This is a genomic window from Streptomyces sp. NPDC057002, from assembly GCF_042673825.1.
GTDB lineage: Bacteria > Actinomycetota > Actinomycetes > Streptomycetales > Streptomycetaceae > Streptomyces.
Genome location: NZ_JBHURZ010000004.1, coordinates 280327 through 297659, shown reverse-complemented (window position 1 = coordinate 297659; position 17333 = coordinate 280327). Strand labels below are relative to the sequence as shown.

General features: G+C 70.9%; 20 protein-coding genes, 1 tRNA gene and 1 pseudogene. 12 read left to right on the top strand and 10 right to left on the bottom strand.

What is annotated here, in order from left to right; all coding sequences use genetic code 11:
- Positions 1–17 precede the first annotated feature (17 nt).
- On the bottom strand, positions 18–239 hold the full coding sequence (locus tag ACFT32_RS21355) for a hypothetical protein (protein ID WP_251057841.1): 222 nt from the start codon (positions 237–239) through the stop codon (positions 18–20).
- Positions 240–606: 367 nt separating this feature from the next.
- On the opposite strand from ACFT32_RS21355, the gene ACFT32_RS21350 reads away from it, so the two are divergent.
- From ACFT32_RS21350 to ACFT32_RS21305, 10 genes and pseudogenes are all read left to right on the top strand, one after another.
- A complete protein-coding gene (locus ACFT32_RS21350) occupies positions 607–957 on the top strand; it encodes a hypothetical protein (RefSeq protein ID WP_215120067.1) in 351 nt (116 codons plus the stop codon).
- 17 nt (positions 958–974) lie between these two features.
- A complete protein-coding gene (locus tag ACFT32_RS21345) occupies positions 975–2336 on the top strand; it encodes an FtsK/SpoIIIE domain-containing protein (RefSeq protein ID WP_382491409.1) in 1362 nt (453 codons plus the stop codon).
- Between the two features lie 84 nt (positions 2337–2420).
- On the top strand, positions 2421–3059 hold the full coding sequence (locus ACFT32_RS21340) for a DUF2637 domain-containing protein (RefSeq protein ID WP_215120065.1): 639 nt from the start codon (positions 2421–2423) through the stop codon (positions 3057–3059).
- A gap of 18 nt (positions 3060–3077) precedes the next feature.
- A complete protein-coding gene (locus ACFT32_RS21335) occupies positions 3078–3269 on the top strand; it encodes a hypothetical protein (protein ID WP_104783024.1) in 192 nt (63 codons plus the stop codon).
- Positions 3269–3460, top strand: coding sequence for a mobile element transfer protein (locus tag ACFT32_RS21330; RefSeq protein WP_215120064.1), 192 nt, complete (start codon positions 3269–3271; stop codon positions 3458–3460). Before ACFT32_RS21335 ends, ACFT32_RS21330 begins: the two co-directional genes overlap by 1 nt.
- A gap of 9 nt (positions 3461–3469) precedes the next feature.
- Positions 3470–3664, top strand: coding sequence for a hypothetical protein (locus ACFT32_RS21325; protein ID WP_215120063.1), 195 nt, complete (start codon positions 3470–3472; stop codon positions 3662–3664).
- Between the two features lie 26 nt (positions 3665–3690).
- A complete protein-coding gene (locus ACFT32_RS21320) occupies positions 3691–3948 on the top strand; it encodes a SpdD protein (RefSeq protein ID WP_382491404.1) in 258 nt (85 codons plus the stop codon).
- Positions 3949–4078: 130 nt separating this feature from the next.
- Positions 4079–5383: a replication initiator gene (locus ACFT32_RS21315; RefSeq protein WP_382492711.1), complete on the top strand. Its 1305-nt coding sequence runs from the start codon at positions 4079–4081 to the stop codon at positions 5381–5383.
- Positions 5380–5589, top strand: a pseudogene (locus tag ACFT32_RS21310) (excisionase family DNA-binding protein); the annotation flags it as partial. The gene ACFT32_RS21315 and the pseudogene ACFT32_RS21310, both read left to right, overlap by 4 nt.
- A 2-nt stretch (positions 5590–5591) precedes the next feature.
- Positions 5592–6761 (top strand): tyrosine-type recombinase/integrase, encoded by a 1170-nt coding sequence (locus tag ACFT32_RS21305; protein ID WP_382491401.1) that lies wholly within the window; start codon positions 5592–5594, stop codon positions 6759–6761.
- Positions 6762–6810: 49 nt separating this feature from the next.
- Here ACFT32_RS21305 and ACFT32_RS21300 read toward each other — a convergent pair.
- Positions 6811–6884, bottom strand: a tRNA-Gly gene (locus ACFT32_RS21300).
- Between the two features lie 571 nt (positions 6885–7455).
- On the opposite strand from ACFT32_RS21300, the gene dcd reads away from it, so the two are divergent.
- Entirely contained in the window at positions 7456–8031 is a 576-nt protein-coding gene (gene dcd / locus ACFT32_RS21295; RefSeq protein ID WP_382491399.1) for a dCTP deaminase, read from the top strand.
- Positions 8032–8041: 10 nt separating this feature from the next.
- Positions 8042–8539, top strand: a complete 498-nt coding sequence (locus tag ACFT32_RS21290; RefSeq protein ID WP_382491397.1) for a phosphoribosyltransferase — start codon at positions 8042–8044, stop codon at positions 8537–8539.
- A 54-nt stretch (positions 8540–8593) separates the two neighbouring features.
- Here the strand turns inward: ACFT32_RS21290 and ACFT32_RS21285 are convergent, their stop codons facing one another.
- From ACFT32_RS21285 to ACFT32_RS21250, 8 genes are all read right to left on the bottom strand, one after another.
- Positions 8594–9604: a Yip1 family protein gene (locus tag ACFT32_RS21285; protein ID WP_382491394.1), complete on the bottom strand. Its 1011-nt coding sequence runs from the start codon at positions 9602–9604 to the stop codon at positions 8594–8596.
- Positions 9605–9726: 122 nt separating this feature from the next.
- Positions 9727–11157 carry an FG-GAP-like repeat-containing protein gene (locus ACFT32_RS21280; RefSeq protein WP_382491391.1) on the bottom strand — a complete coding sequence of 477 codons (1431 nt, stop codon included), beginning with the start codon at positions 11155–11157 and terminating at the stop codon, positions 9727–9729.
- Between the two features lie 17 nt (positions 11158–11174).
- Positions 11175–12620, bottom strand: a complete 1446-nt coding sequence (locus ACFT32_RS21275) for an FG-GAP-like repeat-containing protein (RefSeq protein WP_382491388.1) — start codon at positions 12618–12620, stop codon at positions 11175–11177.
- 83 nt (positions 12621–12703) lie between these two features.
- On the bottom strand, positions 12704–14125 hold the full coding sequence (locus ACFT32_RS21270; protein WP_382491386.1) for an FG-GAP-like repeat-containing protein: 1422 nt from the start codon (positions 14123–14125) through the stop codon (positions 12704–12706).
- Positions 14126–14160: 35 nt separating this feature from the next.
- Positions 14161–15567, bottom strand: coding sequence for an FG-GAP repeat protein (locus ACFT32_RS21265; protein ID WP_382491384.1), 1407 nt, complete (start codon positions 15565–15567; stop codon positions 14161–14163).
- A gap of 96 nt (positions 15568–15663) precedes the next feature.
- The gene (locus ACFT32_RS21260; RefSeq protein ID WP_382491381.1) at positions 15664–15906 is read right to left on the bottom strand and encodes a hypothetical protein; all 243 of its coding nucleotides are present in this window, start codon (positions 15904–15906) and stop codon (positions 15664–15666) included.
- 197 nt (positions 15907–16103) lie between these two features.
- Complete coding sequence (locus ACFT32_RS21255) at positions 16104–16658, bottom strand: dihydrofolate reductase family protein (protein ID WP_382491378.1); 555 nt, start codon at positions 16656–16658, stop codon at positions 16104–16106.
- A gap of 23 nt (positions 16659–16681) precedes the next feature.
- Positions 16682–17263, bottom strand: coding sequence for a dihydrofolate reductase family protein (locus ACFT32_RS21250; RefSeq protein WP_382491375.1), 582 nt, complete (start codon positions 17261–17263; stop codon positions 16682–16684).
- Positions 17264–17333: the final 70 nt, after the last annotated feature.

Below are 17333 nucleotides of genomic sequence, written 5' to 3'. Positions count from 1 at the left end.
GAACCGGTGAATGTGCCTCAGTCCCGGGGTCGTCGGCTGGCAAGCCTGTAGATCAGATATGTGAGGGCCAGGATGAAGTCGACGGCTACCCAGAGCCCGATTATCAGGCCCACGCCGATCGTGGTTCCGACATCGCCGGCGTCCTCGCACACCTCCAGATCGTTTCCTGTCAGGCCCCTGCACTCGTCGGGGGTTCCGCTGCCGCTCGCGGCTCCCGCTATGACCCAGGCCAGGAACAAGATCTGTACGGCGAGAAAGACCCACAGGAAGACACGGCGCCGCTTCCTCGGCGGGGGTGCCGTACTGCCCTGATACGGCGGTTGCATTGGGGGTGACCCCTGCTGCGGTGGTCCTGGCCAGGAGGCCGGCGGTGGTGCTGCTCCTTGGGGGTTGCGCGGGCCCCAAGACTGTGGGTCCGGAGCGCGGTCTTGCTTGCTCATGTCGCGCCCTCCCTGTGCTGCTAACTCCATAGTGCGCTCGGGGTAGTAGGGCTGCTCGGCGACCGCAATGAAGACACTTGACAAGTCAACCTGGCATCCGTAGCTTCGAACTTGCTAAGTCAACTTGTCAGGTGGCGAGTTGATCGACTCAGAAGGAGAAATCTCTGTGCGTGTGATCCGCATTGACGCCTCGACCGCGACGATCCTGCTCACCGAAGCTCCGGCGCCGAAGGTGCGTGACCGGCAGACCGGTGAGGTCGCCAAGGACGCCGTGAGCGGTGAGGCCCTGATGACCATCGGCGTTGTCTACATCGAGGAGGGGGAGTCGTCGCTGATCAAGGTCACGGTTCCTGAGAGCGGTGTCGCCGAGGGGCTGACGCTCGGGGCGCCGGTCGCCCTGCCGGGGCTGATTGCCCGGCCGTGGGAGTCCGTCTTCAACGGCCAGCAGCGGCACGGCATCGCCTACCGGGCCACCGCCGTGGCTCCGGGTGCCTTCCCGATGGCTGAGGCGGGCTGATCGACGCGACCGACCTGGTGACGTGGGCCGAGCTGGGCGGGTCGCTCGCCGCGATAGGCGGCGCGGCCTACGCCCGGCACGCTCACCCGGCGGCGTATTGGTCCACGGTCGGACTGCCGGTCTCGGTGGCCCGACTACTGGCCTCGTACTCCTCCACCATGGATGCGTGCGGCCTGACGGTCGAACCGTCCCGGTGGCGGGCACTGGCCGTCAAGGCGACCACTCGGCGAGAGGTCCGGCCGGTGCCCCCTCGCCGGGGCATGATCCGGCCCACCTCGACCGGCCTCCGGCTCCGGCTGCGGCTCGCCCCGGGGCAGGAACCTGCCGACGTGGCGGCCTCTGCCGAACGGCTGCGGCACGCCTGGGGCGTTCACGCCGTGTACGTCCGAGAAGTCAAGCCTGGGGTCGTGGAACTGCGGCTCGTTGGGTTCGACGTCCTGCGAAAGGTGCGAATGCCTCGCCGGATGGACGTCGGCCTGCTTCAGGTGCCGGTGGCTCTGAAGGAGGACGCAACCGCGTTCGTGCGGGACTACCGAGCCGTACCGCATCAACTCGTGCTCGGCGCCACGTTGTCGGGCAAGTCCATGTTCCTGCGGAACCTGATCACTGGGCTGGCCACTCAGCCGGTGGTCCTGGTGGGAATCGACTGCAAGCGCGGTGTCGAGCTGGCGCCGTTCGCGCCCCGGCTCTCCGCGTTGGCCACCGATCCGGAACAGGCAGCCGAACTGCTGCCCGTGCTCGTGAAGGAAATGGAGGACCGCTACGACCTGATCAAGGCCCGGCAGGGCATCGCTCCCGGCACTCCGGATGAAGAGATCACCTCGGACATCTGGGGGCTGCCGGAGAACGAACGGCCGGCGCCCGTCGTGCTGTTCATCGATGAGGTGGCCGAACTCTTCCTCATCGCCACGAGGAAGGAGGAAGAGCGGCGGGACGAGATGGTCACCCAGCTCATCCGGCTCGCCCAGCTCGGCCGTGCGGCCGGCATCTACCTGGAGGTCTGCGGACAGCGCTTCGGGGCCGAGCTGGGTAAGGGCGCCACCATGCTGCGGGCCCAACTGACCGGCCGTGTCTGCCATCGTGTGAACGACGAAGCGTCCGCCAAGATGGCTCTCGGTGACATCGCGTCTGAGGCGGTCTATGCGGCTTGCGCCGTTGCTGCCGAGCTGCCCGGCCTCGCCGTCGTCGGTGACACGTCCGGCGGCTGGTCCCGCATCCGTACCCCACACCTGTCCCTTGCCGACGCTGCGGCCACCTGCCGCGAGACGGCACACCTCGCCCCGGACGTACCGGCGCTCACGCCTTTCCGGCCGTACGCCCCGCCCATGCCTGTGAAGGCGTCCGGGCCCGTGGCCGCCCCTCGGCCGGTCACCGACTAGAGCCGAAGCGCTCCAACGGTCGGCGCGGCCGTCCCGCGCCAAGTCCCTACCCCATCCATGCCTGGAACCGGAAGGAGTCGCGCCGTGCGCACTCTGCCCGTCCGCGTTGACGCCGTGCTCGTTCAAGCGCTGATCGCCGCCGCACTGTCCTTCGCCCACCTGCACGACCTGGCTTCGGCTGCCGGACAGGACGGTTGGAAGGCGTGGGCCTACCCGGTTTCCGTCGACTTGCTGTTGGTGGCCGCCTGGCGGCGGCTCCGCTCCGGTGAGGCGAAAACGGCCGGGTGGTGCTGGTTCCTCGTCGCGCTGATCGCGTCGCTCGGAGCCAACGTCGCCACGGCCGGATTGCTTGACCTGGACGACGTCCCGGCCTGGCTGCGCATCCTCGTCGCGGGCTGGCCCGCGGTGGCCTTCCTGGGCGGCACGCTCCTCGCTCACGGATCGCCGAAGCCCGTAGAGGCTCCGGCGGCGGCACCCGAGCCGCCTTCGACGGCCACAGCACCCGAACCCACTACTGCGGCATCGACCGAACTGCCCACCGTCGGCAAGGAGCCGGCTTCGCCGTCGCCGTCCCCGGTACCGCCCGCGCTCGTCGCCATGGCGCACAAGGTCGCCGACGAACACCGCGCCCGGACCGGGACTGACATCGACACCTCGACCCTTCGCGCCCGGCTCGGTGTCCCGATGCCGCTCGCCGAAACCATCGCCACTCAACTCCCCTGACCTGGAGGACTTTCCACCTTGCGTCCGTCCACGCTCCGCGCGCTGAAGCGTGCCGCCGAGCTGACCCGACAGAACCGCCTCACCGAAGCCGTGCTGATCGCCGAGCCGGTGATCCTCGCCGCCGACAGCTACGAGGGCGACGAGATCTTGCGCTGGCTGGCCGACCACGTCACCGACTTCACCGGCGAGACCGACAAGGAGATGCCCTGATGTCCGCCAACCGCCGTTTCCGCCGCGTCGTCCGCATCGGCCCCGTCCAGGTCGGCACCTACTACGACAGCCGGGGCCGCGAGAAGCACACCGCCGCCTGTACGGCTCCGCGTTGCGGCTTCTCCACGGACTACGACAGCCGCGCCGCCGCCGAGCTGGCCGCGCGCACCCACCGCTGCCGCGTCCGCTGAGGAGCGCCCATGACTGTCTCGCTGCCGCTCGTCTTCGTCCTGGGCGTCGTCGCCTGGGCCGCGATCAAGTTCCTCGGCATCCGGCTCTGGGTCGCCGTCGTGATCGCACTGTTCGGCTTCTGGCTCTCGTACACCTTCCTCGCCCCGGCCATCGAGTCCGGCACCCGCTCCGGGGTCGACGTCGTCAACGGCACCCACGAATGACACCCCGACTGACAAGGAGTCCCGCGATGTTCCGCCCCAAGCTGCCCGACACCCCGCACGTCCCGAGCATCACCACTCACATCCCGCAGGACCATGCCCCGGCTCCCTCCGCCGGCCACTCGGTCGCACCGTTCGTGGGGGTCGGCGCCGGTGCGGTGGCCGCCGTTGTCGTCGTCGGCGTCGTCCTCACCGCGCTCCTGGCGGCGGTCGCCGTCTCGGCCGTGTCCGTGGCCATCGCCGCTGTGGTCCTGCGCTCCCTCGTCACTGGCGCCAACAGGCGCTGACCGGCCACCGGGGCGGCAAACGCCGCCAAGCATCCCGCCGCCCCGGGGCCGTCCCTCCCAACCGCTGAAACAGCCGAAAGGAATGCCCATCATCACCCGGCAGACTCCGCCCCCGCTGGCGGAACTCTCCATGCTGGCCTCGTGCGGCACCATGCCCGAGCTGGCCCGCCAACTCTCCGGCCTGGGCGGCTGCACCCACCCCGTACGCCTCGACGGCCACCGCACCGAGTACGACGTCAACACGGCAACCGGCGAGATCGGCAACGTCCTGCACCACTTGGACTCTGCCAACCTCCCCGCCGGCCAGCTCCTCGTCCGCTGCAACAACCGACGTGCCACCCGCTGCGCGGCCTGCGCCGAGACCTACCGCCGCGACACCTACCACCTGATCACCGCCGGACTGCGGGGCGGCAAGGGCACCCCCGAACAGGTCGGCACGCACCCGCGCGTATTCGCCACCTTCACCGCCCCGAGCTTCGGCCCGGTCCACAACCGACCCTCCAGCGGCCGGAACTGCCGCTGCGGCACACGCCACTCCGAGTCAGACTCCGCCCTGGGCACACCGCTCGATCCCGAGAGGTACGACTACGAAGCGGCCGTGCTCTGGAACGCCCACGCAGGGGCCCTCTGGCGCCGGTTCTCCATCTACCTCCGCCGTGAGGTCGCCAAGCGCGCCGGACTTACCCAACGCGCCTTCCGCGACCACGCGCGCATCTCCTTCGCCAAGGTCGCCGAGTACCAGAAGCGCGGCGCCGTCCACTTCCACGCGGTCATCCGCCTCGACGGACCGGAAGGCGGCGACACATCGCCTCCGGTCTGGGCGACGGCCGAGCTGCTGACGGATGCCATCCGCGCCGCGACCACCGCCGCACGCGTCACCGGACCGGAGGTCGACGGCCGGTCTCACACCTTCACCTTCGGCCGCCAGCTCGACGTCCGCACGATCCGCTCCTCCGACTTCGACGACGGCCAAGAGCTGACCGAACGCGCGGTGGCCGCGTACATCGCCAAGTACGCCACCAAAGGTGCGGAGACCGCGACCGGCACTTTGGACCGCCAGCTTCGCTTCCTCGCCGAGCTGGCTCAGGCCCGGATCAGCGACCATGCCCGCCGCATGATCCGCACGGCCTGGACCCTCGGCGCACGCCCCGAGCTGGCAGACCTCCGGCTGCGGGCCTGGGCCCACATGCTCGGCTTCCGCGGCCACTTCTCCACCAAGTCCCGCCGCTACTCCACCACTCTGGGCGCCCTCCGCGACGCCCGCGCCGAATGGCGCCGCGCCCAAGCGGCTCCGGTCACCACCCCGCAGGACGGCGAAACGACGCTCGTACTCGCCCACTGGGTCTTCGCCGGAACCGGCCTCAGCACCGGCGAACAGTGGCTGACCGCATCCCTCGAACCCGCCGCCGGAACGGAAGGAGAGCCCGCTACATGAACGACCGCTACCTGTCCGTCGACCAGGTCGCCGAGCTGCTCGGCACGACCACCCGCTTCCCCCGGCGGCTCGTCGAGGAACGGCGCATCCGCTACGTGAAGGTCGGCCGGCATGTGCGTATCCCGGAGAGCGCGGTCGAGGAGTTCATCCGGTCTCGCACGGTGGAGCCGCTGAGGCGGCCTCGCCCGCGCTACGGAAGGGCTGCCTTATGGCCAACAGCAGGGGCAGGCGCCGCCGCTTCGGCGCGATCAGACGGCTTCCCTCCGGGCGGTACCAGGCGCGCTATCCGGGGCCAGACGGCGTGATGCGTCCGGCTCCCTTCACGTTCGAGACGACGGCCGACGCGGATGACTGGCTCGCCGAAAGGCAGACGGAGATTCGTCGTGGTGACTGGCGTGACCCGGAGGCAGGCGCGGTGGGCTTCCGGGCCTACGCGGAGAAGTGGGTGGAGGAACGGGAGCTCGCGCCGCTTACGCAGGACCTCTACCGGTATCTCCTCGACAAGCACTTGTTCGCGTTAGCCGACCTGGACTTGGACGAGATCACCGCGCCCCGAGTCCGGGAGTGGCGCGCCGAACGGCTGCGGCTCACGGGTGCCAAGACGATCACCGCCAAGGCTTACCGGCTCCTCAAGGCCATCATGGAGACGGCCGTGGACGACGAGCTGATCACGCGCAATCCGTGCCGGATCAAGGGCGCTGGTAAGGAGAAGGCCGCTGAGCGGCGCATCGCCACCGTCGCCCAGGTGGACGCCCTCGCCAATGCGGTGGGGATGCGGTGGCGGCTCATGGTCTACCTCGGCGCCTACGGCCCGCTCAGGCCCGAAGAGCTGGTCGGCCTCCGGCGCCGGGACATCGACCTCGACAACCTGCGCCTCCGCGTCCGCCTCGCCGAGCCGGAGCGGATGGACGGTCGCCGCGTCCAGGGCGACACCAAGTCCGAGGCGGGCACCCGGACTGTGATTCTTCCCGCCTTCCTTCACCGGGAGCTCCGCTGGCACCTTGAGTCCTACGCCGAGCCGGGCCCCGATGGGCTGATCTTTGTGGGGGAGAAGGGTGCTCCCTTCCGGCGCAGCACCTTCGGGCGGAAGTGGCGGAAGGCACGGGAGGTCGTCGGCCTGCCTGAGGGCTTCCGGTTCTACGACCTCCGGCACACCGGGCACACCCTGTCGACGCGGTCCGGGGCCACTCTCAAGGACACGATGGTCCGAGCCGGGCAGTCCTCGGAGAAGGCCGCGCTGATCTATCAGCACTCCGACGAGGAGCGACAGGAAGAGGTCGCCGCCGGCCTCGACGCCACGGTTCAGAAGGCTCGGGAGGAGGCTGCCCGAAAGGCCGCCGACAAGCGTTCTGGCACGGATCTGGCACGCGACGACTGATCGCAGCGGACAGCAAAACGGCCCAGGTCTCTGACCTGGGCCTTCTTCGTGGAGCGGGTGACGAGAATCGAACTCGCGCTCTCAGCTTGGGAAGCTGATGTTCTACCATTAAACTACACCCGCGTAAGACGCCGACGGAGTCGGTGTGCGAACGTTCGCCACTTTACCTCATGTCAGACCCCGGGTGTTGATGCCGCGGGGCCTGAGGGCGTTTCAGGGGTGGGATGCGGCTGCGGGTAACCGGAGTTGGGGCGTACGGTGGGGGCGTCGGCGAGGGGTCGGGCGGGACCGGAGCGCCGCCTCGAAGGCTGTTCCTTTTATCCCGTACTGTGGCTTTTGTCGTCAGGCAAGCACCAGCCAGACGCGGCTCTTGGGGAAGGGACTCTTGGACTTGATGGAGCGCACCGTCGTCCGTTGTGCCGATGGGCACGTGTTCACCACCGCTTCGTTCCCGATGCAGCAGGCCGAGCGACTCGGCCCCGGCCGGCTGCTCCGGTGCCCGCGGTGTACGCGGCTCCGGAGCGTCGTGCCCGTCAGCCACCAGAAGCGGTAGCGAGCGGAGCGATCGGCGGCGATCGGTAGCGATCGGTAGCGAACAGCGAACGAACAGCGGACAAAGGCATAGCCAAAGGGCATAAGGCGCGTGGAGTCGTCCGGTTGTGGTGGCTCCGCGCGCCTTGCGTATCCTCGGGGCGTGCTTCTCTCAGACAAGGACATCCGGGCCGAGATCGACGCCGGACGAGTGCGTATCGATCCGTTTGACGACGCGATGGTGCAGCCCTCGAGCATCGATGTGCGGCTGGACCGCTACTTCCGGGTGTTCGAGAACCACCGGTACCCCCACATCGACCCCTCCGTCGAGCAGAGTGATCTGACCCGGCTCGTGGAGCCGGAGGGGGACGAGCCGTTCATCCTGCACCCGGGGGAGTTCGTCCTCGCCAGCACCTACGAGGTCATCACACTGCCCGACGATCTCGCCTCCCGGCTGGAGGGCAAGAGTTCGCTGGGGCGGCTGGGACTGGTGACGCATTCCACCGCCGGGTTCATCGACCCCGGGTTCAGCGGGCACGTCACCCTCGAGCTGTCCAACCTCGCCACCCTGCCCATCAAGCTCTGGCCCGGGATGAAGATCGGGCAGCTGTGCATGTTCAAGCTCAGCTCGCCCGCCGAGTTCCCGTACGGGAGCGAGCGGTACGGGTCGCGGTACCAGGGTCAGCGGGGGCCGACCGCCTCCCGGTCCTTCCTCAATTTCCATCGGACCCAGGTGTGAGCGACCGGATATGAGTGACGTACGGGAGAACCTCTCCTACGAGCAGTTCGGCGTCGCCGTGCGCGAGCTCGCGCAGGTCATCGCCGACGACGGGTACGAGCCCGACGTCGTGCTCAGCATCGCCCGCGGCGGTGTCTTCGTGGCCGGCGGGCTCGCCTATGCCCTGGACTGCAAGAACATCCACTTGGTGAACGTCGAGTTCTACACGGGCGTGGGGACGACCCTCGAGATGCCCGTCATGCTCGCGCCCGTCCCCAACGTGATCGACTTCTCCGAGAAGAACGTCCTGATCACCGACGACGTCGCCGACACCGGCAAGACGCTCAAGCTGGTCCGCGACTTCTGCCTCGACACCGTCGCCGAGGTGCGCAGCGCCGTGGTCTACGAGAAGTCCCAGTCACTGGTGAAGTGCGAGTACGTGTGGAAGCGGACCGATGAGTGGATCAACTTCCCGTGGAGTGTTGAACCGCCTGTCGTGCGGCGCGCCGGGCAGGTCCTCGACGCCTGACAGACAGCAAAAAGGGGCTCCTCCGGGAGCCCCTTTTTTCGTGCGCGCAGAACCTCAGACCGTGCCCAGCTTCACGATCGACAGCAGTGCGATCAGCTGGATCGCCGACGCGCCCAGCGCCTTCGGCCAGGGCAGGTCATGGGAGCGGCTGACCATGAGGGTCAGGAGGACGCCGCCCGCGATCCAGGTGGCCCAGCCCACGAGCTGTACGAACGTCGCGTCGCCGCCGGCGAACATCGCGAAGACCAGGCGGGGCGCGTCCGTGAGGGACATGATCAGCATGGACAGGCCGACCGTGGGCTGCCAGGCGCCGTCACCGCCGAGCTGGCGGGCCAGGGTGTGGGTGACCACGCCCAGGATGAACGCGCTGAGCGCCATCGCGACGGCCGTCGTCAGGACGATCGGGACCGCGTTCGACAGTGTGGCGTTTATCGCGTCCTTGCGGGCGCCGTCGAAGCCGAAGACGGCGAGCAGGCCGTAGAGGAGCGTCACGATGAGGGCCGGGCCCCACATCGAGTAGTCGCGCATCTGGAGGAACGTCTGCTTGGGGGAGAGGAGGATCCCCCGGAGCAGGGCCTTCCAGTGCAGGCGCGGGCCGACCGGGCCGGGCGGCGGGGCCGCCGCGCCGGCGCGGTAGGTGTCGCCCTGGTTGTAGGGGTCCTCGCCGACCGAGAAGGCCTGGGTGTGGCCCGGGTTGTTCGCCGCGTACGGGTCCGGCGGGCCCTGGGGGCCGGGCGGGTACGCGCCGTCGCCGAAGTACTCCGGCTCGCCCTGGCCGCCGTAGCCGCCGCCGGGGCCGGCGTTCGCCTGCGGCCAGGTGGGGCCGCCGCCGTTGCCGTACGGCTGCTGCTGCGGGTACGGCTGAGGCGCCGGCGGGTAACCGTACGACGGTCCCTGCGGCGTCTGCTGCCCGTGCGGGGGGTTATGCGGTCGCGTCTGAGGAGCGCCGTTGTTCCGGCCGCGTCCGATCCTGAATCCAGCCACGTCTTCGAACGTACCTGGTCCCGGGCGGTGGCGTGCCGGGCCCGGGCTTCCGGGCCCGGCTTTGCGGCCGAGCTGTGACATCCCTTAGGGGTAAGGCCCTTTGGGAGCCGATGGGTTGTCAGGGTTCGGCCGTACGGGCCGAGCCGAGGCCCCACGCCGCTGCCCCACGCCGGGGCCCCGCACCAGGGCCCCGCACCCGCGGGTCAGCGCAGCATGTCCTGGCCCAGCCTCAGGTAGTCCGTCGTCGACATGCCCAGGGAGCCGGGGCCGAAGCTGATCGCGTTCTTCGTGATCACGCCCGTGGCCGAGCCGCGCAGGCTGTAGAGGGAGCCGGAGGGGTGGTTCTCGCCGTCGGAGCCCACGGACAGGTCCGCCTTGCCGTCGCCGGTGAGGTCGGACAGGCGTACGGATGCGCCGAAGCGGTCGGCGGACTCGGCCGTGCCGGGCACGCCCTCCGTGTTCTGGGTGAACGACTGGGCGCCGGTGCCGGTCAGGCCGGCGGCCGAGCCGCGCAGGACGATCACGCTCCCGGCGATCTTCGCGGCGTCGATGGTCTCGTGGAGCACGCCGACGGCCACTTCCGCGTAGCCGTCGCCGTCGACGTCGGCGACCGAGAGGTCGTTGCCGAACGCGTCCATCTCCTCGTCCGCGCCGGGGACGCCCGGGGTGTCCTGGTTGATCGTCGCCTGGGGCTGGGTGCGGACGCCGTTCGCGCTGCCGAGCCAGGAGGTGACGGAGCCGCCGAGGCTCTTGCCGTTCGTGCCCGGGGCCGCGGTGACGACGTCGTCGTAGCCGTCGCCGTTGAGATCGCCGACGGCCGCGAGGTCCCAGGCGTCGCTCTTGAGGAACGTCTGGTAGGTCAGGCCGGAGCCGGAACCGAGGTAGATCATGTTGCCGTCGTCGTACGTCGACGCCTCGCTGCCCGTGACGACCAGGTCGTCGGTGCCGTCGCCGTTGAGGTCCCCGGAGGCGAGGTTCTGGGCGCCGTACAGGCCGCTGCCGGTCTGGAGGCCGGTGGTGAGCTCGCGGTGGGTGCCCGAGCCGGAGGCCTTGGAGATGCCCTCGTGGATCCAGATGTCGCTGCCGGTGCTGCCCACGGCGAGGTCGGCCAGGCCGTCCCCGCTGAAGTCGCCGACGGCGAGGGACACGCCGTACTCGTCGTGGGCCGCCACGGCCGGGTCGGGGACGCCGCGGCCGCCGGACAGGCCGCTCTTGCCGCCCCAGACGACGGTGACGGAGCCGCCGTCGGCATCGGAGTCGACGTCCTCGCCGGTGCTGCCGATCACCAGGTCGGCGTATCCGTCGCTGTTCAGGTCGCCGGAGGTGAGGGTCCCGCCGAAACGGTCGCCCTGCTCGGCGGTGCCGGGGATGCCGGCCGTGTCCTGGGTGAGGACGGTACGGCGGGCGGCACTGATGCCGTTCGCCGAGCCGTAGGTGATGACGACGGCGCCCGCGTCGGTCCTGCCGCCGACCGGGGTGTAGGGCGCGGCCGCGGCGAGGTCGCGGTAGCCGTCGCCGTTGAAGTCGTCGGCGAACTTCGCGGGCGCGGCCGAGGCGGGGGCGGTGAGGAACACGGGGGTGACGCCCGTCGCCAGCAGGGTGGCGACCAGGGCGGTCGTGGTGGATCTGCGCATGCTGTCTCCCTGGCCGGTCAGCCGATGAGGTTGGCGCCGAACGCGCCGTACGAACGGACCTGGCCGAGGCTGCCGGGGCCGAAGGAGCGGGCGCCGTCGGTGACGGGGCCGGTGGCGGAACCGCGCAGGGCCGTGATGGCGCCGATGCCCTCGTCCTCGAAGCCGGAGGTGATCGTGAACTCGGCGTGGCCGTCCTTGGTGACGTCGGCCAGCAGGACGTCGGAGCCGAAGTAGTCGATGGCCTCGGCCGCGCCCGGGACGCCGGCGGTGTCCTGGGTGAAGGTGCGGGCGCCGGTGCGCGAGACGCCGGAGGCCGCGCCGTTCATCAGGATCGTGGCGCCGGTGTCCTCGATGGTGCCGACGTCCTCGAAGACGACGCCGATGGCGAGGTCGCCGTGGCCGTCGCCGTTGGTGTCGCCGATGGAGACGGAGCTGCCGAAGCCGTCGTTCGCCTCGTCGGAGCCGGGGACGCCCTCGGAGTCCTGGGTGAGCTCGGCCATGGGCGCGTCGCCGTTGACCGGGCCGCCCTCCGAGCCGCGGATGACGACGACCTTGCCGCCGAGGGAGCCGCTGTGGTCGTCCTCCTTCGAGAAGACGTTGCCGATGGCGATCTCGTCGTAGCCGTCGCCGTCGATGTCGCCCAGCGCGAGGGAGGTGCCGCCGTTCAGCGGGCGGGGGACCGAGGTGTCCAGGCCGGTGGCGGTGCCGAGGTAGGCGACGCCCTTGGACCAGCTGTTCACCTCGCCCTCGTCGAGCTGGACGCGGTAGGTGAGGACCAGGTCGGACCTGCCGTCCTTGTTGGTGTCACCCGCCTCCATGGCGTCGACGCTGTACGCCGTCTCGGGGGTGGCGACGCGCTGGACGGGGCCGGTGGTGCCGGTGGTGGTGAAGCCGCCGCGGATGACGTACGTGTCGGCGTAGGCGCCCGCGGCCAGGTCCGCCTTGCCGTCGCCGTCGAAGTCGCCCGCGGTCAGCAGCTTGCCCCAGTTGTCGTGCGCGGAGACCGCCGGGTCCTTCACCGTGGTGCCGTTCTTCAGGCCGCTCGCCGAGCCCCACAGGACGGTGACGGAGCCGCCGTCGACATCGGTGCCGACGTCCTCGCCGGTGGAGCCGACCGCGAGGTCGGTGTAGCCGTCGCCGTTGAGGTCGGCCATGGCGAGCGCGTCGCCGAAGGTGTCCTCGGCCTCCGCCTCGCCGGGCACGCCCGCGGTGTTCTGGCTGACCACGGTGCGCTTGGCCGGGTCGAGGCCGGTGGCGCCGCCGTAGACCACGGCGACGTAGCCGGCCATGCCCGCGCCGTCGACCTTGGCGTAGGGGGCGGCGAAGGCGACGTCGCCGTAGCCGTCGCCGTTGAAGTCGGCCCTCGGGCCGGTGGCGGGGGCGGCGGTGGCCGTCGTCGCGGGCAGGGCGGTGAGCAGGCCGGTGGTCAGGGCCGTCGCCAGGAGGAGGGTGCGCTTGCGCATCGAAGTCCCCGTTTTCGGTATGGAGTGTTCGGCGTGGAGTGGTGGTCAGGAGTCAGGAGTGGTGGTCAGGAGTCGAGGCCGTGTCAGGAGTTGAGCGCCGTGCCGTACCCCGGCGCCCCGGCGGTCGAGATGCCGGTCGTGCCCGGGCCGAGGCTCGTCGAGCCGGTGGCGGTGAGGCCGGTCGCCGTGCCGCGCAGGGACCAGACCGCGCCGTCGCCGTTCTCGCCCGGCGCGGAGACGGACAGGTCGGCGCGGCGGTCGCCGGTGTGGTCGGTGAGCGTGACGCGCTCGCCGAAACGGTCGCCGTTCTCGGAACCGCCGGGCACGCCCGCGGTGTTCTGGGTGTACGACGTCGCGCCCTTGGTGGTCAGGCCGGACGCCGAGCCGTACAGCACGGTGACGGCACCGGCGGCGGAGTTCTCGCCAGCCGTGCCGATCGCCAGGTCGGCGTAGCCGTCGCCGTTGATGTCGCCGAGCGAGACGCCGCTGCCGAAGCGGTCGCCCTTCTCCGAGGCGCCGGGCACACCGGCGGTGTCCTGGGTGAGGACGAGCGGGGCGCGGCCGGTGTCCCGGCCGCCGGGTCCGCCGTAGACGACGGTGACCTTGCCGCCGAGGGCGCCCGCCGGGTCGGCGGAGGTCTCGCGGTCGTTGCCGACGGCGATGTCGGCGTAGCCGTCCTTGTCGATGTCCGCCACGGCGGAGACGTAGCCGGCGGGCAGGTTCTGCAGCCAGTCGGTGTAGTTGCTGATCTCCATGTCGGCCAGGGCGGTGACGGCGTCGTCGGTGCCGGCGGAGCGGCCGTGCAGGATCACCCGGGGGTGGCCGTCGCCGGTGACGTTGCCGGAGGACAGGTGGGTGATGCCGTACGACGTGGACCACATGTCCTTGCGCGAGCCCGAACCGCCGTTGTGCGCGCCGGTCCTGGTGATCGGCCCGGCGACGAGGGAGAGGGTGACCGGGCCCGTGGAGCCGACCGCCACGTCGGGGTCGCCGTCGTTGTCGAAGTCGCCCGCGGCGAGGGTCTGGCCGTAGCGGTCGTAGTCGGTGCTGAAGAAGCTGAACAGCGAACGGGCGCCGGACAGGCCGGACTTCGAGCCCCAGACGACGGTGACGGTGCCGTCGTTGGTGTCGCTGCCGTCCTCGCCGGGTGTGCCGACCAGCAGGTCGGCGTAGCCGTCGGTGTTCAGGTCGGCGGAGGCGAGGGCGGAGCCGAACGCGTCGTCGGCCTCGGCGGCACCGGGCATCCCGGCGGTGTTCTGGGTCAGCAGGGTGCGCGTGGAGCTCTTCGGCCCGCTGGTGCTGCCGTAGACCACCGACACGGCACCGGCTTTCGCCTGCCCGGCGACGGTGGCGCCCGGCGCGCCGATCGCGAGGTCGGTGCGGCCGTCGCCGTTGAAGTCGTAGGGGGCGGCGGGCGGCGCGGCGTGCGCGGCGGGGGCGGAGAGGGTGAGGGCGAGCGGGGTCAGGGCCGCGGCGAGGACGGCGGTGGTGATACGGGTGCGCATGGGTGTACGTGCCTCACAGGGGAGTCGGCGGGGCGTCACTGGGCCACGGTCGAGCCGAGGTTGACGCTGCCCTTGAGGGAGACGGCGGTGGTCGTGATGCCCTGGGCGCCGTTCGTGGTCAGGCCGGTGGCGGAGCCGCGCAGGGTCCACAGGCCGCCCGTGGAGTTCTCGCCGTACACGCCGACGACCAGGTCCGCCTTGCCGTCCTTGGTCACGTCGGTCAGGCCGACCGCGGAACCGAAGCGGTCCGAGGACTCGGCGGAGCCGGGCACCCCGGCGGTGTCCTGGGTGTACGACTTCACGCCGCTGCCGGTCTTCAGTCCGGCGGCGGAGCCGAACAGCACGGTCACCGAGCCCGCGTCCGTCGCCGAGCCGACGTCCTCGCCCGGGGCGGAGACCACGACGTCGGCGTACCCGTCGCCGTTGATGTCGCCGGTGCTCACCGCGCTGCCGAAGCCGTCCTCGGCCTCGGCAGCGCCGGGCACGCCCGCGGTGTCCTGGTGGACGACGGCCGGCTGCTGCGCCGGGTCGGGGCCGTTCGGGCCGCCGTACCAGACGGTGATCTGGCCGCCCTTGTGGCCGCCGGGCTTGAGGTCGTACGGGTCCGTGTGGTCGCCGAGGACGAGGTCGCCGTAGCCGTCGCGGTTGATGTCGCCGATGGAACCGGGGTAGCCGTCGGCGTTCGGCAGATCGGCCATCTTGTACGTCGTGCCGGTCCAGCGGAAGTAGTCGATCTCGCCGCCGGTGTCGCCGTCCACGTTGAACGGGTAGACGCGCTCGGCCGCGCCGTCGCCGGTGAGGTCGCCCGCGAACACCTCGAACGTGGTGCCGACTTCGCCGACGCGGAGGTTGTTCAGCGGGCCGCCGGTGCGAGTGAAGGGGCCGTGGTAGATACGGGTGTGGCTCTGGCCGGTGAGCGTGACGTCCGTGTCGCCGTCGCCGTCGAAGTCGCCGGTCGCGATGCCCCGGGAGAAGTTTCCGTACTCGGCGAGCGTCGACGGCTGCGGCAGGCCCTTGCCGCCGGTCAGGCCCGACTTGCCGCCCCACAGGACGGTGCCGGAGCCGACGCCGTCCCGGTCGCCGACGCTCTCGTTCGAGGCGCCGACGACGAGGTCGGAGTAGCCGTCCCGGTCCAGGTCGCCCGTGGCCAGGGCGGAGCCGAACAGGTCGCCCGACTCGGCGGTGCCGGGCACGCCCGCGGAGTTCTGGGTGATGACGGCCCTGCGGGCGGCCGAGACACCGGACGCCGAGCCGTACAGCACGACGACCGCGCCGGCGCAGGATGCCGAGCCGACGTCGGCGCACGCGGCGCCGGCCGCGACGTCCCGGTATCCGTCGCCGTTGAAGTCCCCGGCGAAGCCGGAGGGGGCGGCGGTGGCCGGGGTGCCGGAGAGGAGGCCGGTGGTGAGGGCGGCGGCCAGGAGGAGAGTGCGGTTGCGCAAGGCGGGGCTCCGGGTGGGGAGGGGTGGGGCCGGGCCGGACCTGAGGGCAGGGCCGTTCCGGTCCCGGTGAGGAGGAGGACGGGGGCGTGCGGCTGGTCAGGCGGTGTGGGCGGAGCCCCGGGACGTCGCGGTCGCCCTGGACGTCGCGGTCGCCCTGGACGGGGACGCGGCCCTGCGGGTCGTCGCCCTGTTGCTCGTCGCCGGGCAGGGGGTCGCCGGGCCGGCGGTCGCGGGCATGAGCAACCCGCCCGTCGGCGTGGCCGGGGCGGTGGCCGTCGCGAGGGCGGGGCGCGGGTGCGGACGCCTCTGGGGGCGTCGCCGGTGCTGGTCCTGGTCCATGCGGGAGTCTCCTGCGGCACGCGGGATGCCTGGCGGGCATCCACCGTCGATGAAGTGCCGGGACCGTCCGTGTTCGCCGGGAGTTGTACGGGCGTTCACGGGTGGTCGGCGATCAGGAGACCTGTGTGGGGACGTAAGGGTTGTACGTGAGTTCGGTTAATTCTTGAGGGCTGGACTTCTGAGGTGGAGGGGCCGTGTCACCCGGCCCGGACCGGCCGGTACCGAACGTCCACCGCGGCCTTGCGGTCCTCCCCGACGAGCAGCTCCAGCGGTACGGGCGCGCCCCCGGGGTTGTCGAACAGCCGGATCCCGTCGCCGAGCAGCACGGGCGCGATGTGCAGGTCGATCTCGTCGAGCAGCCCGCGCTCGAGGAGTTGCCGGCCGATGCTCGGCGAGAAGACCTCCACGTTCTTGCCGTCGGCGGCCTCCAGGGCGATGCGCAGCGCCTCGGCGACGTCGCAGTCCAGGAACGTCACGCCCGGCGTGGGCTCCGCGTCCTGGGGGTGGTGCGTGAGCACGAACACGGGGCCCTGCCAGGCACCGCCGTAGATCCCGGTGGGATCGGGGTACGCGTCCCAGCCGGCCCGGCCGCCCAGCACGGCGCCGGTCGTCTCGGCGTACTCCTGGACGAGGCCGGGGCGGAAGGTCACCCCCGTCATCCAGTCCATCGTGTGGCCCGGGCCCGCGACGAATCCGTCGAGGGACATCGTGAAGTGCCAGAGCGTCTTGCCCGCTGCGGTCTGCTGTTCCATGTCGGCCGGCCTCCCCTGGACGGTCACGGCTGCTTGCGGACGCGGTAGCGCAGGTGCAGCACGCGGTCGCCCTGGATCACGGTGTGCGGGTCCTCCAGCAGGTGCTGGGTGTCGACCGCCCCGAAGTACCGCTTGCCCGAGCCGAAGACGACCGGTACGACGTCCATCGCCACCTCGTCGATCAGACCGAGGGCGAACGCCTGCCCGCCGACGTCGCCCGCGGCCACACCGACGTTGCGGTCCTCCCCGGTCAGCTCCTTGGCCTTGGCGATGGCCTCCTCCACTCCGTCGACGAAGTGGAACGGCGCGTCCGGGTGCCAGCCCTGGGGCCGGGGCCGATGCGACACGACCACCAGGTGCTCGCCCGCGGGCGGTGTCCCCTCCCACCCGTTGGTCATATCGAACACATGCCGCCCCACGACCAGCGTCCCGATCTGCGCCAGCGTCGGCTTCAGATAGTCGGCCGAGACCTTGGAGACCCTGGCGTACTCATTCAGCGGGGTGTCGCCGTTGCCGTACCAGTCGAAGAGGGGCCCGACCTGGTCGTCCGCGTCGGCGATGAAGCCGTCCACGGACACGACGTTGTGCATGATCACGCTGCCCATCACATCTCCCATGCGCCGGGGGGCCGGGGCGGCCCTTCCGTATGCATAGACCTGTCCCGAGCCCGGAACT